The sequence below is a fragment of the Streptomyces sp. TLI_146 genome (genome assembly GCF_002846415.1).
GTDB lineage: Bacteria > Actinomycetota > Actinomycetes > Streptomycetales > Streptomycetaceae > Streptomyces.
Genome location: NZ_PJMX01000001.1, coordinates 1,600,621 through 1,615,580, shown reverse-complemented (window position 1 = coordinate 1,615,580; position 14,960 = coordinate 1,600,621). Strand labels below are relative to the sequence as shown.

General features: G+C 72.4%; 12 protein-coding genes. 7 read left to right on the top strand and 5 right to left on the bottom strand.

Features of this window, described 5'->3' with window-relative positions; translation table 11 throughout:
* Nucleotides 1-71: 71 nt before the first annotated feature.
* Complete coding sequence (dhaK, locus tag BX283_RS07420) at nt 72-1,064, bottom strand: dihydroxyacetone kinase subunit DhaK (RefSeq protein ID WP_101386849.1); 993 nt, start codon at nt 1,062-1,064, stop codon at nt 72-74.
* 194 nt (nt 1,065-1,258) lie between these two features.
* Between dhaK and BX283_RS07415 the strand changes: the two genes are divergently transcribed.
* Both BX283_RS07415 and BX283_RS41440 read left to right on the top strand, forming a co-directional pair.
* The gene (locus BX283_RS07415; RefSeq protein ID WP_101386848.1) at nt 1,259-2,854 is read left to right on the top strand and encodes an adenosine deaminase; all 1,596 of its coding nucleotides are present in this window, start codon (nt 1,259-1,261) and stop codon (nt 2,852-2,854) included.
* Nucleotides 2,855-2,931: 77 nt separating this feature from the next.
* Entirely contained in the window at nt 2,932-3,987 is a 1,056-nt protein-coding gene (locus tag BX283_RS41440) for a serine protease (RefSeq protein ID WP_257582166.1), read from the top strand.
* 196 nt (nt 3,988-4,183) lie between these two features.
* On the opposite strand, the gene BX283_RS07405 is transcribed toward BX283_RS41440, so the two are convergent.
* A complete protein-coding gene (locus BX283_RS07405; RefSeq protein WP_101386847.1) occupies nt 4,184-5,635 on the bottom strand; it encodes a multicopper oxidase family protein in 1,452 nt (483 codons plus the stop codon).
* A gap of 509 nt (nt 5,636-6,144) precedes the next feature.
* Here BX283_RS07405 and BX283_RS07400 point away from each other — a divergent pair.
* The 5 genes from BX283_RS07400 (at nt 6,145) to BX283_RS07380 (ending at nt 9,819) form a co-directional block, all read left to right on the top strand.
* A complete protein-coding gene (locus BX283_RS07400) occupies nt 6,145-6,387 on the top strand; it encodes a hypothetical protein (RefSeq protein WP_101386846.1) in 243 nt (80 codons plus the stop codon).
* 62 nt (nt 6,388-6,449) lie between these two features.
* Nucleotides 6,450-7,694, top strand: a complete 1,245-nt coding sequence (locus tag BX283_RS07395) for a flotillin family protein (protein ID WP_257582164.1) — start codon at nt 6,450-6,452, stop codon at nt 7,692-7,694.
* A 97-nt stretch (nt 7,695-7,791) separates the two neighbouring features.
* On the top strand, nt 7,792-8,274 hold the full coding sequence (locus tag BX283_RS42120; RefSeq protein WP_180357092.1) for a luciferase family protein: 483 nt from the start codon (nt 7,792-7,794) through the stop codon (nt 8,272-8,274).
* A 156-nt stretch (nt 8,275-8,430) separates the two neighbouring features.
* Nucleotides 8,431-9,066: a hypothetical protein gene (locus BX283_RS07385; RefSeq protein ID WP_101386845.1), complete on the top strand. Its 636-nt coding sequence runs from the start codon at nt 8,431-8,433 to the stop codon at nt 9,064-9,066.
* Nucleotides 9,067-9,213: 147 nt separating this feature from the next.
* Complete coding sequence (locus BX283_RS07380; protein ID WP_180357091.1) at nt 9,214-9,819, top strand: sigma-70 family RNA polymerase sigma factor; 606 nt, start codon at nt 9,214-9,216, stop codon at nt 9,817-9,819.
* A gap of 58 nt (nt 9,820-9,877) precedes the next feature.
* On the opposite strand, the gene meaB is transcribed toward BX283_RS07380, so the two are convergent.
* From meaB to mutA, 3 genes are read right to left on the bottom strand one after another with little or no spacing between them, the layout of a single operon-like run.
* Complete coding sequence (gene meaB, locus BX283_RS07375; protein ID WP_101386843.1) at nt 9,878-10,870, bottom strand: methylmalonyl Co-A mutase-associated GTPase MeaB; 993 nt, start codon at nt 10,868-10,870, stop codon at nt 9,878-9,880.
* Nucleotides 10,871-10,876: 6 nt separating this feature from the next.
* The gene (gene scpA, locus BX283_RS07370; protein ID WP_101386842.1) at nt 10,877-13,066 is read right to left on the bottom strand and encodes a methylmalonyl-CoA mutase; all 2,190 of its coding nucleotides are present in this window, start codon (nt 13,064-13,066) and stop codon (nt 10,877-10,879) included.
* On the bottom strand, nt 13,063-14,913 hold the full coding sequence (gene mutA / locus BX283_RS07365) for a methylmalonyl-CoA mutase small subunit (protein ID WP_101386841.1): 1,851 nt from the start codon (nt 14,911-14,913) through the stop codon (nt 13,063-13,065). Before mutA ends, scpA begins: the two co-directional genes overlap by 4 nt.
* Nucleotides 14,914-14,960 lie beyond the last annotated feature (47 nt).

Here is a 14,960-nt window from a genome sequence, read left to right as displayed (position 1 = left end):
TACGGACGTGAGGTGTGGGGGCGTGGTTTGTACGGACGGGAGGCCGAGCCGGGACCACGGGCCCACGGGGGTCAGCAACCCCACCGCAGCGCGGGCGTGTTCACCGGCGCGTCCCACAACCGCAGCAGTTCCTCGTCGGCCTGACACAGCGTCACCGAGCAGCCCGCCATGTCGAGGGAGGTCACATAGTTGCCCACGAGCGTGCGGGCCACCGGGACGCGCCGCTCGGCCAGCACCCGGTGCACCTCGGCGTTGAACCCGTACAGCTCCAGGAGCGGGGTCGCCCCCATGCCGTTGACCAGGAGCAGTACGGGACTTGACGGCTTGAGGTCCTCCAGGACCGCGTCCACGGCGAAGTCCGCGATCTCCCGGGAGGTCATCATGGCCCGCCGCTCCCGCCCGGGCTCACCGTGGATGCCGACGCCGAGCTCCAGCTCACCGGGCGGCAGATCGAAGGTCGGACCGCCCTTGGCGGGGGTGGTGCAGGCACTGAGCGCGACGCCGAAGCTGCGTGAACTCGCGTTCACCCGGCGGGCGATCGCCTCGACCCGCTCCAGGGGCGCGCCCTCCTCGGCCGCCGCGCCCGCGAGCTTCTCCACGAAGAGGGTGGCCCCGGTGCCGCGCCGCCCCGCGGTGTACAGGCTGTCGGTCACGGCGACGTCGTCGTCGACGAGGACCTTCGCGATCTGTACGCCCTCGTCCTCGGCGAGCTCCACGGCCATGTCGAAGTTGAGCACGTCGCCGGTGTAGTTCTTGACGACGAACAGCACCCCGGCCCCGCTGTCCACGGCGGCCGCGGCCCGCACCATCTGGTCCGGCACGGGCGAGGTGAACACCTCGCCGGGACACGCGGCGGCGAGCATCCCGCGCCCCACGAACCCGCCGTGCAACGGCTCGTGCCCCGATCCGCCCCCGGACACCAGCCCCACCTTCCCGGCGAACGGCGCGTCCCGGCGCACGATCACCCGGTTCTCCACGTCGACGGTCAGCTCCGGATGCGCGGCCGCCATCCCGCGCAACGCGTCGGCGACGACGGTCTCGGCCACGTTGATCAGCATCTTCACGGGTGCCTCCGGGTGATGTCGGCGGAAGTGGCGGCGGGGAACGCGGATCACCGTAGCCAGTGGCGGGCTCCCCGGTGCGGGACGACCGCCGCGTGTCGGCCACACGGGGGCCCGCCGTGCGCGCGTCGGGTGGTTCCGGTGCTACCCCGTAGTGAGTATGGGGGCCGGGAACGGGGGAGGGAGAGAGGCAGGTCATGGAGAAGAGACTGCGGCGCCGGTGGTCGGTGCTGGCCGGGGCGACCGCGCTCGGGCTGGCCGTGAGCGTGCTGCCGGGGGTGGCGGAGGCCGCCGGGCCGGACCACCGCCAACCAAGCCGCCCACAACAGCAGTTGGACCGCAGCACCCCCACCGACCTCACCCGCCTCCTGCGCGACCTCCCCAAGGGCGGTGACCTGCACCATCACCTCGGCGGTGCCGTCCGTGCGGAATCCCTCATCGGGTACGCCGCCCGCGACCGCAAGTGCGTCGACACCACCACGTACGTCGTCACCCCCGGACCCCAGCCGTGCGCCACCGGGCAGCGGCCCGCCCAGGACGCCGTGCCCCCCGGGCCGTTCCGCCGCGCGGTCGTCCGGGCCTGGTCGATGCGCGGGTTCGTCCTGCCGTCAGACGGCGACCCGCAGCCCGGGCACAACCACTTCTTCGCCACCTTCGGGAAGTTCGCCGAGGCGGAGGCGGGGCACGACGCGGACATGCTGGCCGAAGTGGCCCGGGTCGCCGCGCGGGAGCGGACCGCCTATGTGGAGACCCTGGTGACCGTGGCGGCCGAGCCGCTCCAGCGGCTGGTCGACCGGGTGCGCCCGGCGGACCCCGGCCCGTCCGGACTGGCGGAGTTCCACCGGGTCCTCACGCGGGATCCCCGGTTCCAGGAGATCGTCGAGGAGGCAGCGGCCGCCTACGACCGGAGTTTCCGCGACTACCGCAAGCTCCTCGGCTGCGACCGCGCGCCCGCGCCGCAGGCCTGTTCCGTCGTCATCCGCTTCGACTACCAGGTCGGCCGCGCCCAGGCCGCCCGCCACGTCTTCGCCCAGCAGATCCTCGGCTTCGAACTCGCCCGCCGCCGGATCGGCCGGGTCGTCGGGGTGAACATGGTCCAGCCCGAGGACGCCCCGATCGCCCTGCGGGACTACACCCTGCACATGCGGATGATCGGCTTTCTGAAGTCCCGCGCCCCGTCCGTCCACGTCAGCCTGCACGCCGGTGAGCTGGTCGAAGGCCTGAACGGGGTCGGCGGCCGCGATCTCGCCTTCCACATCGCCCAGGCCGTAGACGTGGCGCGCGCCGACCGTATCGGCCACGGTGTCGATCTCCTCGACGAGCGCGGGCACCAGGGCCTGGCCGCCCGGATGCGCGCACGGCACGTCCTCGTCGAGGCCCCCCTGATCAGCCACGCCCAGATCCTGCTGGTCAGCGGCGACCGGCACCCCCTGCACACCTATCTCGACGCCGGGGTGCCCCTCGCCCTGGCCACCGACGACCCCGGCGTCAGCCGCAGCGGCCTCACCGACGTCTTCCGGCTGGGCGTCACCGACCAGCGTCTGGGCATGGAGGAGCTGCGGACCTCCGCGCGTGCCTCGCTGGACCACGCCTTCGTCGAGGGGGCGAACCTCTGGCGCGAGCAGGACCGGTACGACACCTTCGCCGCGCCCTGCCGGAACGACACCCCCGACCCGGACCGGCGGCCCGGCGCCGCGTGCCGGAGGTTCCTGGCCGCCAGCCCCAAGGCCGCCCTCCAGTGGCAGTTGGAGAGGGACTGGCGGGCGTTCGAGCGCGGCCGCGCACGCGACTGAGCGCACCCGCCGTACACCCGCCGCACGCCCGTTGAGCCTTAGCCGCATATATGGATCATTCGGGCAGGATGTCGCCCATGAATCTCTTCCGACTGCGGCCGGGGCCGGGGCAGAGGACGGGGCTGCGGCTGGGGCTCACCCTCGCCGCCTCGGGCGCGCTCCTGCTGACCGGCGGAGCGCCTGCCGACGCGGTACCCGATGCGACCTCCCGTACGGGGGAGCCGTCCGCTCCCGGCGACGACGGCTGGTCGGACGCCGACGTCCTCGGCTTCTGGACCCCCGGGCGCGTCTCCGCCGCCACCGACCCCGGACGCCCCGACGCCGACGGCGTCCCGACCGGTACGCCCGGGCCCCCGGCGGCCGTGCCCGGTATGCCGAGCGCCGAGCACATCCCCGGGATCTCCTCCGTGGGCGTGCTGTTCACCTCCGCGGGCCCGGACCCGACGACCGGCGAGCTGCGCGCGCACAAGTGCTCGGCGAGCGTGGTGGAGAGCGGCGGCCGCAACCTCATTCTGACGGCGGGTCACTGCGCGGGCGGGCGGGCCGTCTTCGTACCGCGGTACCGCTCGCGCGCCGAGCTGGCCGACCAGCCGTACGGGTTCTACCGGGTCACCGACTGGTACGTGGACGACCAGTACGTCCGCAACAGCAAGGGGGCCGTCTCCGATCTGGACTACGCCTTCGCGCGGGTGGCGGCGGCGCCCGACGGCCGCAGTGTCCAGGATGCCGTGGGGGCCAACCGCCTCGTCCGTACGCCCGGTTACCGCCAGGACGTGACGATGCTCGGCTATCCCCGGGTGGGGCGCAATCCGGCGGACCGGCCGGTGCGCTGCTCCGCCCGGTCGGGGCGGCTGTCCGGGTTCCGGCAGATGCAGGTCGAGTGCGCCGGGATGTGGGGCGGGGTCTCCGGCGGGCCGTGGTTCTCCGACGTCGACTGGGACGCCGGGACCGGCGAGATCATCGGGAACGTCGGCGGCTACTACGGCGGCGGCATGGACGTGCCCGAGTCCGACCCCCGCTACCACCAGATCACCTACAGCCCCGTCTACGGCGACCGCTTCTTCCGGCTCTACGCCGATGCCCAGAACGGCAGACGGCCGCACTACGGCTCGTACCGTCAACTGAGGCCATAGGAAGGGGAGTTGGGCGGACGGCGGGCGGAGCCGGTGAACCGGGTCCGCCCGCCGTCCTGACCGCGCCGCGGCCCGCTGCCATGGGTACCCCGCGGGCTGCCTGGCGGGGGCGCAGGAGCCTGCGGGGGGCGGGGTCGCGACACGGCCGTACCAGGGGTGGGCGGGGACGCGTCCCCGCCCACCGGGGTGACGGGTGTCAGACGACTTCCATCGTCGCCATCATGCCCATCGCCGCGTGGTCGAACATGTGGCAGTGGTAGACGTACTTGCCGCGGTAGCCGGTGAAGGTGGCCTGCACCTTCACCTTCTCGCCCGGCATCAGCCGGACGGTGTCCTTGAGCCCGGCCTCGGGCCCGGACGTCACCGCGACGCCGTTGCGCTCCAGCACCCGGAACTGGACCAGGTGGATGTGGAAGTTGTGCGGCACCCGCTGGTTGACGTTGCTGACCGTCCACACCTCGGTGTCGCCGTACTTGATGGTGTTGTCGACGCGGTTGTGGTCGTAGACCTTCTCGTCGATGTACCCCATGCCGTCCGCGACGTTCTCGTCCACCCGCAGCACGACGTCGCGGTTGACCGTCGGCGTCGGCAGCGCGGGCAGCGTCCGCAGCTTCGCCGGGACCCGGCTGTAGTCCGCGGCCGTGCGGGTCACGCGGAACTGGAGCACCGGCGTCGGAGGCACGCCCGCGGGCACGTTCTCGATGTTGACGATCTCCAGGGTGGTGCCCACCGGATACTTGGAGAAGTCGATGACGACGTCGGCCCGCTCACCGGAGGTGATCGAGATCTTGTCGGTGGTCACCGGGGCCTCCAGCAGGCCGCCGTCCCCGCCGATCTGCTGGACGGTCGAGCCGTCCGACAGCTTCAGGGTGAAGAACCGCATGTTGGCCGTGTTGTACAGACGGAAGCGGTACTTGCGCGCCGCGACCTCGAAGTACGGCCAGGCCTTGCCGTTGGCGAGGATGACGTTGCGGCCCCGGAAGTCGTTCATCTGGTAGATGAGCTGCCCGTTGTCGTCGAAGCGGGCGTCGCGGATGCCGATCGGGATGTCGTACGCGCCGGACGGCAGGCCGAGCGCCTTCTCCGGCAGGTCCATCAGCGTGTAGAAGCCGGTCAGACCGCGGAAGACGTTCTCCGACTCGACGTGGTGCGCGTGGTCGTGGAACCACAGGTTCGCGTTGGGCTGGCTGTTCGGGTACGTGTAGGTCTTCTCGCCGCCCGGCTGGATGAGGTCCATCGGCGTACCGTCGCTGGACTCCGGGACGTGGCCGCCGTGCAGGTGGATCGAGGTCGGCGTGGGCAGGTTGTTCTTCTGCGTCACCACCACGCGGTGGCCCGAACAGGCCTTGATCCACGGGGCCGGCCAGTGACCGTCGAAGGTGCGGACGGTCGTCTGCTTGCCCGGGATGATCTCGGCCTGGACCTCCTGCATCTCAAAGCTGTAGTACGCCGTCGTGCCCGAGACGCGGTCCGGCTTGAGGGTCTCCGGGACCGGCATCTCCTGGGCGAACTTGGGTATGGTGGTCGGGTCGATGTCGGTGGCCTGAGCCTGCGCCTCGCTGCTCAGGGCCGGAATCAGCAGTCCCGCGCCCCCCACGGCGCCGGTGAGCGCGACGCCGGCCTTCATCGCATTTCTGCGTGTGATCATCAAGAACTCTCCCAGCGAGACATGCTGAGGACGCCCCCGCGGCGTCCTGGCAGTGATCGATCGGGCGGCGTACGGGCACCCCCGCAGGCGCCGCCGGCCCGTCACGCGGTCCGGCGAGTGGATCGGCTCGCCGCCGCCTGACCGGCAGTCCCGGGGAACAGCCCCACCTCGTTCATGAAGCTCGGCCTCGGGGTGTCGCATGGTGCTTCGGCGCCCTTCCGGGGTGGGGCCCGGCGCGACGCAGTAGATCTTGCCCCCCAGTCTCCCGGTGGCCCTCTGGCCGAACAAGACACTCTGGTTTCAGGGTTGTGTCAGATTTCGCAAATTACTTGCCGGTTGTGCAGGGCATCTGGCACCCGAACGTCAGACTCCGTCAGGTACCCGAGGATGGGCCGCACGGGGGCGGGGAGCTATCGTCAGAAGTCCGGATCGGTCGCGCGTCCGGAACACGTGGGCGGCCCCGGACCATAGAGGGCCGGTTCCGCGGCGACAAGGGGGGCGGTCGAGCCATGGAACAGGACGACGCCGTGATCGGCTGCACCGGCGAAGTGCTGATCGGCACCCGCGGCCCCGGCGGCCCCGGCGAGGTCCTGGTACGGGTCCGGGGCGGCTCGGAGACCTTCCTCGCCTGGTCCGAGGAGCCCCTGCCGCGCGGGGCGAGGGTCCTCGTCGTGGAGTCCCGCGGCACCCGCCAGGTCGACGTCATCGAGTGGGCCGACCCGCTGGACGAGCTGGGCCTCGGCACCGGCTGAAATCCGTCGGGCCCCTCGGGACCGCTCATCAGCAGAGCAACCAACAGACAAGGGAGACCCAGATGTTCGGATACCGCGTGCCCGCCCCCGATGAGGCGATGCTCATCTCCGGCGGCAGACGAGGCCTCGGGGGAGCACCGTTCCGGGTGGTGACCGGGCACGGCAAGTTCGTGCTCCCCGTCTTCCGCAAGACCCGGTTCCTCACCCTCGCGATGTGCGAGTCGGAGGTCACCGAGACCTGTGTGACCAAGCAGGGCATCGCGCTGACCGTACGGGCCGTCATCGCCTTCAAGGTCGGCAACGACACCGAGTCCATCGTCAACGCCGGTCAGCGCTTCCTCTCCGACCAGGACCAGATGTCGGTGCTCACCGGCCGGATCTTCGCCGGTCATCTGCGGGCGATCATCGGCTCGATGACCGTCGAGGAGATCGTGACCGAGCGCCAGAAGCTGGCCGCCGAGGTCCTGGACACCTCGAAGTCGGAGATGGCCAAGATCGGCCTGATCGTCGACTCGCTCCAGATCCAGTCGATCGACGACGGCGACACCGGCTACATCGAGGCGATGTCGGCCCCGCACAAGGCGGCCATCCAGCGCCAGGCCCAGATCGCCCAGGCGCAGGCCACCCAGGCCTCGGTCGAGGCCGAGCAGGTCGCCGCGCGCAACCAGGCCGAATACGCCCGCCAGACCGCCGTCGTCAAGGCCGAGTACTCGGCCGAGGTCGACCGCGCCCAGGCCAAGGCCGCCCAGGCCGGCCCGCTGGCCCAGGCCCACGCCCAGCAGGAGGTCCTGGCGGCCCAGACCGAACTGGCGCTGCGCCAGGCCAGGCTGCGCCAGCAGCAGCTGGTGGCCGAGATCGTCAAGCCCGCCGAGGCGGAGGCCGAGCGGATCAGGGTGCTGGCCGTGGCCGAGGCCGAGCGGATGAAGATCCAGGCCGAGGCGGCCGCCTCGTACGACCGGGTCGCGCTCGACCGGATGCTGATCGACCAGCTGCCGCAGATCGTCAAGGAGGCGGCCGGCGGTCTCGCGGGCGCCAACGTCAACGTGCTCAACGGCGCCGACGGACTGGGCGAGATCGCGGCCGGACTGGTCGGCCAGGGCCTGACGATCCTCGACTCCGTACGGCAGAACCTGAGCGGATCCGGCCAAGGGCAGGGCGGTCGCGACGGCTCCGCCAAGGGCGGCGGGCCGCTGGAACTGCAGAGCTACCTCGGTACGGCCGGGAAGCCCGCGCGCGAAGGGGGAGAAGCGCCGGGCGAGGGCGGCTCGCAGGGCCGGACCGGCGACGGTCCGGTCACGCTGGACTGATTCCGCCCCACCCCGCTCCGGGCACGGATTGGTCAAGCGGCCCACGAGAAGGGTGAGAGGGGTGTCCGGCGGGTGAATCGTGCGCGAGGATGGGGTTATGACCGCGGCCCATCGCGCCATGGCTCAGTTGGAGACATGGCCGAATCTGGTAAGTGGCCCGCCCCGGTGCGCCGTTGGGAAAGCCTTCCGCACGACGGAGTACGAGGTGGTGCACTTCCACTCCGACCACGCCGCCGATCTGCATCTCACCCACACGGCGATAGAGCGGCTGCTGCCCGAGCTCCGGCGCAGCAGCGCGATCCGGGTGACCCCCGGATCCGCCTGGCTCACCGTGCTCCTCGACTGCGACGCGGACGTGGAGCTGCTGCTCAGTCTGGTGAGCGTGGCACTGAAGGCACACGGCGACGCCCGGCAGCGCCACCCGGGCGCCCCGTGCGAGTGGTACGGCTCGGCCGTGCCCTCCCCGCGCGCCGCGGTCGGGGTGGGGGCGGTGATGGCCGCCGCCACGCCCCACGGCCTGGTCCCCGCCGCCCGGCGGGCGATGGGCCGCCTCATCCCGCACGGCCACCGGCCGGGCTGAGGCCCCTGGGCTCCCCCCAGTAGTCGGCGCGAACCGGCGCCGGGTTCCGGCGAGTTGACGTGTCCTGGATCACGCGGCTTTTCCGGGCGGAATCGGCGGATCATTGTGCGAACCCGCCGGTGGAACGCCCGGGGCGGATGCGAGGATGAGCGCGCCATGACTGCCGGAGACTCTTGCCGCACTGTGCGGGCCGCGATGTTCGCGGCCCTCTGCGTGCTGCTCACCGCGCTCGGGCACGCCCTCATGTCGCAGGCCCCGGTGCCCTGGTGGGCCCTGGGCTGCGGCTTCGTCGCGACCGGCGCCACGGCGTGGACCCTGGCCGGGCGCGAGCGCCGGTTCGGACCGGTCGTGGCCTTCGCGGTGGGAGCGCAGGCGGTGCTGCACGAGATGTTCTCGTGGGCCCAGTCCACCGCGCGCCCCGCCGTGCCGCCCATGGACATGCCGATGAGCGGGATGCCCATGGGACATATGAGCCACATGGGCGCCATGGACCACGACATGGCCGGTATGCCCCTGGGGATGTCCTCCACCGGCATGCTCGCCGCCCACCTCCTCGCCGCGCTGCTGTGCGGCCTGTGGCTGGCGCACGGTGAGCGCGCGGCCTTCCGGATCCTGCGGGCCTTCGCGGGCTGGCTCTTCGCCCCGCTCAGGCCGGCCCCGCTCTCGGCCGCGCCGCCTCTGGCCCCGCGCCCGCGCGCCCGCCGGGACCGTGCGGTCCGCTCGCCCCGGCAGCTCTTCCTCGTCCACGCGATCACCTCACGGGGTCCGCCCGCGGGGACCGCTGTCGTCTGACGACAGCCGGTTCCCCGCGGCGTCCCCGGAGTCCTCTCCCCGGCGCCCCGGGCATCGGCCGCACGCCTTCGTGCCGCCGTACCCCTTCACCGGACCCGCCCGCCTCGCGGGCCGTTCCGGATCCCGGATTCCCGAGAAGGACATCAGGTGATCACTCCTGCCCTGCCCCGCTCGCGCGACGAATCGACGGACCAGGCGATAACCGCCTGGGCGCTCGCCGCCCGCACCGGTGACCCCGTGGCCGTCGAGCACTTCGTCCGCGCGCTCCACCGTGACGTACGCCGTTACGTCACCTACCTCGGCGCCGATCCGCAGGCCGCCGACGATCTGACCCAGGACACCTTCCTGCGGGCCCTCGGCAGCCTGCACCGGTTCGAGGGCCGCTCCTCCGCCCGCACCTGGTTGCTCTCGATCGCCCGCCGCGCGGTGATCGACAACCTGCGGTACACCGCTGCCCGGCCGCGCGTCTGCGACACCGACGACTGGCAGTCGGCCGCCGAGCGGGCCCAGCCGCGAGGGCTGCCCGGCTTCGACGACGGGGTGGCCCTGGCCGACCTGCTCGCGGCGCTCCCGGACGAGCGCCGCGAGGCCTTCGTCCTCACCCAGCTCCTCGGGCTGCCCTACGCGGACGCGGCCCACGTCAGCAACTGCCCCGTGGGGACCGTGCGCTCCCGGGTGGCCCGGGCCCGCCAGGCACTGATCGAGCGGCTGCACGCGGCCGAGGGCGCGGAGCTGGCGGCCGTACCCGCCTGAGCGACGCGAAAGGCCCGGACCGTATACGGTCCGGGCCTTCCCGTTACGGGCGGTGCGGTCAGACGCCGTCCGGCGCCCCCTGGAAGGCGCCCAGGATCCGCTCCGCCGCCAGGGTCGGCGTCAGCTCGCCGTCGCGGACGCGCCGCTCCAGCGCCGGGGCGAGCTCGCGTACCGCGGGATGCGCGCGCAGCCGGTCCAGGAGCTCGTCCTGGACCATCGTCCAGGTCCAGTCGACCTGCTGGTCACGGCGCTTGGCGGCCAGCCGCCCGGTGGAGTCGAGCAGCGTACGGTGCTGGTCGAGCCGCTCCCAGACGGTGTCCAGGCCGCTGGACTCGCGGGCGCTGCAGCACAGGACCGGCGGGGTCCAGGCCGCGTCGGCCGGGTGCATCAGGCGCAGTGCGCCCGCCAGTTCGCGCGCCGCGGACTTCGCGTCGCGCTCGTGCGGCCCGTCCGCCTTGTTCACGGCGATCACGTCCGCCAGCTCCAGGACGCCCTTCTTGATGCCCTGGAGCTGGTCGCCGGTGCGCGCCAGGGTGAGCAGCAGGAACGAGTCGACCATGTCGGCGACCGTCGTCTCGGACTGCCCGACGCCGACGGTCTCCACCAGGACGACGTCGTATCCCGCCGCCTCCATCACCACCATGGACTCGCGGGTCGCCTTGGCGACACCGCCCAGGGTCCCGGCGCTCGGCGAGGGCCGCACGAACGCCGCCGGGTCCACCGCGAGCCGCTCCATCCGCGTCTTGTCGCCGAGGATGGAGCCGCCGGTACGGGTGGACGACGGGTCGACGGCGAGCACCGCCACCCGGTGGCCGAGCCCGGTCAGCATCGTGCCGAAGGCGTCGATGAAGGTGGACTTGCCCACCCCGGGCACCCCGCTGATGCCGATCCGCCGGGCGTTGCCGGTGTGCGGCAGCAGCTCGGTGAGGAGCTGCTGTGCGAGCGTGCGGTGGTCGGGGCGGGTGGACTCGACGAGGGTGATGGCCCGGGCGACGAACGCCCGCTTCCCGTCGAGCACACCCTTGACGTAGCTGTCGAGGTCGATGCGCACGGGCGGCTACAGCTCGTCGTGGCCCAGCGCCGCGCCGAGCCGCGTCACCAGGTCGTACGCCGCGTCCGGGATGACCGTGCCCGGCGGGAAGACCGCCGCGGCGCCCATCTCCAGGAGGGTCGGGACGTCCTGCGGCGGGATGACACCGCCGACGACGACCATGATGTCCTCCCGGCCCTCGGCGGCCAGCTCCTCGCGGAGCGCCGGTACGAGGGTGAGGTGACCGGCGGCCAGCGACGACACACCCACGATGTGCACGTCCGCCTCGACCGCCTGGCGGGCCACCTCGCCCGGCGTCTGGAACAGCGGGCCGACGTCGACGTCGAAGCCGAGGTCGGCGAAGGCGGTGGCGATCACCTTCTGGCCGCGGTCGTGTCCGTCCTGGCCCATCTTGGCGACCAGGATGCGCGGACGGCGGCCCTCCGCCTCGTCGAAGCGGTCCACCAGCGCGCGGGTGCGCTCCACGGAAGGCGACTCTCCTGCCTCGTTGCGGTACACGCCGGAGATCGTACGGGTCTGCGCCGCGTGGCGGCCGTACACCTTCTCCAGGGCGTCCGAGATCTCGCCGACCGTCGACTTGGCGCGGGCCGCGTTCACGGCCAGCTCCAGGAGGTTGCCGGTGCCGGAGGCGGCGGCGTCCGTCAGCGCGCGCAGGGCGTCCTGGCAGACCGCCTCGTCGCGCTCCTCGCGCAGCCGCCGCAGCTTGGCGATCTGCTGGGCGCGCACCGAGGAGTTGTCGACCTTGAGGACGTCGATCTGCTCGTCGGTCTCCACCCGGTACTTGTTGACGCCGATCACCGGCTGGCGCCCGGAGTCGATGCGCGCCTGGGTGCGGGCGGCCGCCTCCTCGACGCGCAGCTTGGGGATGCCCGCGTCGATGGCCTGCGCCATGCCGCCGGCCGCCTCGACCTCCTGGATGTGCTGCCAGGCCCGCCGCGCCAGGTCGTAGGTGAGCTTCTCCACGTACGCGCTGCCGCCCCACGGGTCGATGACCCGGGTGGTGCCCGACTCCTGCTGGATGAGCAGCTGGGTGTTGCGGGCGATGCGCGCCGAGAAGTCGGTCGGCAGGGCCAGCGCCTCGTCCAGGGCGTTGGTGTGCAGCGACTGGGTGTGGCCCTGGGTGGCGGCCATCGCCTCCACACAGGTGCGCGTGACGTTGTTGAAGACGTCCTGCGCGGTCAGCGACCAGCCCGAGGTCTGCGAGTGGGTGCGCAGCGAGAGCGACTTGGTGTTCTTGGGGTCGAACTGCTTGACCAGCCGCGCCCACAGCAGCCGGGCCGCCCGCATCTTCGCGATCTCCATGAAGAAGTTCATGCCGATCGCCCAGAAGAAGGAGAGCCGGGGCGCGAACGCGTCGACGTCGAGCCCCGCCTCCTGCCCGGCCCGCAGGTACTCCACACCGTCGGCCAGCGTGTACGCCAGCTCCAGGTCGGCCGTCGCACCCGCTTCCTGGATGTGGTAGCCGGAGATGGAGATCGAGTTGTAGCGCGGCATCTTCTGCGAGGTGTACGCGAAGATGTCGGAGATGATCCGCATCGAGGGCTTGGGCGGGTAGATGTAGGTGTTGCGGACCATGAACTCCTTGAGGATGTCGTTCTGGATGGTCCCGGCCAGCTTCTCGGGCGGTACGCCCTGCTCCTCCGCGGCCACGATGTAGAGCGCGAGGACCGGCAGCACCGCGCCGTTCATCGTCATCGACACGGTCATCTTGTCCAGCGGGATGCCGTCGAAGAGCTGGCGCATGTCGTAGATGGAGTCGATGGCCACGCCCGCCATGCCGACGTCGCCGGTGACTCTGGGGTGGTCGCTGTCGTAGCCGCGGTGGGTCGGCAGGTCGAAGGCGACCGACAGGCCCTTCTGTCCGGCCGCGAGGTTGCGCCGGTAGAAGGCGTTGGACTCCTCGGCCGTGGAGAACCCGGCGTACTGCCGGATCGTCCAGGGCTGGTTGACGTACATCGTCGGGTAGGGGCCGCGCAGATACGGCGCCACGCCCGGGTACGTCTGAAGGAAGTCCAGGCCCTCCAGGTCGCGCGCGGTGTAGAGCGGCTTGACCGCGATGCCCTCCGGGGTCTCCCACAGCAGATCGCCGTCGGCCTTCCCGGTGGACTCCTTCACGGCGGTGCGCCACTGGTCTTCGGAGCCGTCGGCGCCGGCGCCCGGAGCCAGCGGCAGCTCCGAGAAGTCGGGGATCGTCATGACGCCACTCCCATGCGGTCGAGGGCGGAGGAGAGCACGGCCACCGCGTCGCAGCCGGCGAAGACATAGCTGTCGACACCGGTGAATTCGCCGCGGCCGGCGAGGTACACATGGCGGGCGCCGGCCGACCTGAGCGCGGCGGCGACCGCCTCGGCCTGCTCGGCGTAGAGCGCGTCGCTGGAGCAGAGGCACGCGACGGTGGCGCCACTGGCGGCGAACGCCTCGGCGGCCGTGGCCGCGTCCACCGACACCGGGTCGTGCACCGGCTCGATGCCGCCCGCCTGGAACAGGTTGGAGGCGAAGGTCGCCCGGCCGGTGTGCGCGGCGGCCGGGCCCAGGGCGGCGAGGAAGACCCGGGGGCGGGTCCCGGTCGCGGCCAGATGGGCGTCCGAGCGGGCGCGCAGCTCCTCGAACGCCTCGTCGCGGCGCACCTTCGGCAGCCCGCCCGAGGGCTCGGCGGGGGCCGCCTCGCGCTCGACGGGACGCTCGGCGAGGTGCGGGAACTCGCTGACGCCGGTGACCGGTTCGCGCCGCCGCGCCAGCCTGGCGCCGCGCTCGGCCCACGTCGCGGCGAGCCGCTCGCCGATCAGCCCGGAGCGCAGCGCGGCGGCCTGGCCGCCCGCGCGCTCGATCGTACGGAAGAACTCCCAGGCGCTGTGGGCGAGTTCGTCGGTGAGCCGCTCCACGTACCACGAGCCGCCCGCCGGGTCGATCACCCGGGCCAGGTGCGACTCCTCAAGCAGGATCGAGGAGGTGTTGCGCGCGATACGGCGTGCGAAGGCGTCGGGCAGACCGAGGGAGTGGTCGAAGGGCAGCACGGTGACGGCGTCCGCGCCGCCGACGCCCGCGGCGAGGCAGGCGACCGTGGTGCGCAGCATGTTCACCCACGGGTCGCGGCGGGTCATCATCACCGGCGAGGTCACCGCGTGCTGGCGCTGCGCTCCGGCGGCGGGGGCCCCGCTCGCCTCGGCGACCCGCGCCCACAGCCGCCGCGCGGCGCGCAGCTTGGCGATGGTCAGGAACTGGTCGGCGCTCGCCGCGTAGCGGAACTCCAGCTGCGCGCAGGCCGCCTCGACGGACAGGCCCGCCTCGGTGAGCGCGCGCAGATAGGCGACACCGGTGGCCAGCGAGGCGCCGAGCTCCTCGGCGGCCGAGCCGCCGGCCTCGTGGTAGGGCAGCGCGTCCACGGTGAGCGCGCGCAGTCCGGGGAACCGCTCGGCGCAGAGCCGGGCGAGTCCGGCCGCGGGGGCCGCGTCCAGTGCCTCGCCGGTGCGGGCCTCATGGCCGAGCGGGTCGGCGCCGAGGTTGCCGCGCGCGGAGTCGGCGGGGACGCCGCGCTCCTCGTACAGGCGGAGCAACTCCCGTGCTGCGGGCTCGAATTCCGCGCCCGCGTCCAGGGCGACGGGTGCGAGGTCGAGGTAGACGCCGTCGAGTGCGCGGGCGAGTCCGGAGACCGGCACGCCGCCCCGGCCTACGGCCAGCCAGAGCGAGGTGACGCCGTTCTCCAGATCGGCCAGCACGGCCTCGTTGACCCGGGCGGGGTCGGTTCCGGCGTGGCGCTGTCGTACGCCCCAGCCGTCCGCCGCGTTGCCCTCGGCCCGGCTTCCACGGACAAAGGGGGCAAAGCCGGGATAACCGGCATCGGGCGCGGAGTCTCGCGCGGTGTACAGGGGGCGGGTGGTGAGCCCGTCCTCGACCGGGGTGGACAGTGCCTCCTCGGCAGCCGTGCCCGAGACATCTTTACCCGATTTGCGCAGCACGCCTTCCACGAGGCGCTGCCACTGCTCATGGGTTGCATCAGGGAACTCGGCGGCCAGCGAAAGCCCGTCGTCAGGCAGGACCGTCATGCTCAGATGCTAGGACAGTGGCGCAAAGGTGCAGCAGGGGGAAGGGC

Coding starts and splice junctions, on each gene's coding strand:
- BX283_RS07405 (WP_101386847.1), bottom strand. CDS start 5,635: ATGATCACACGCAGAAATGCGATGAAGGCCGGCGTCGCGCTCACCGGC.
- BX283_RS07385 (WP_101386845.1), top strand. CDS start 8,431: ATGACTGCCGGAGACTCTTGCCGCACTGTGCGGGCCGCGATGTTCGCG.
- BX283_RS07395 (WP_257582164.1), top strand. CDS start 6,450: ATGTTCGGATACCGCGTGCCCGCCCCCGATGAGGCGATGCTCATCTCC.
- BX283_RS42120 (WP_180357092.1), top strand. CDS start 7,792: ATGACCGCGGCCCATCGCGCCATGGCTCAGTTGGAGACATGGCCGAAT.
- mutA (WP_101386841.1), bottom strand. CDS start 14,913: ATGACGGTCCTGCCTGACGACGGGCTTTCGCTGGCCGCCGAGTTCCCT.
- scpA (WP_101386842.1), bottom strand. CDS start 13,066: ATGACGATCCCCGACTTCTCGGAGCTGCCGCTGGCTCCGGGCGCCGGC.
- BX283_RS41440 (WP_257582166.1), top strand. CDS start 2,932: ATGAATCTCTTCCGACTGCGGCCGGGGCCGGGGCAGAGGACGGGGCTG.
- BX283_RS07415 (WP_101386848.1), top strand. CDS start 1,259: ATGGAGAAGAGACTGCGGCGCCGGTGGTCGGTGCTGGCCGGGGCGACC.
- BX283_RS07400 (WP_101386846.1), top strand. CDS start 6,145: ATGGAACAGGACGACGCCGTGATCGGCTGCACCGGCGAAGTGCTGATC.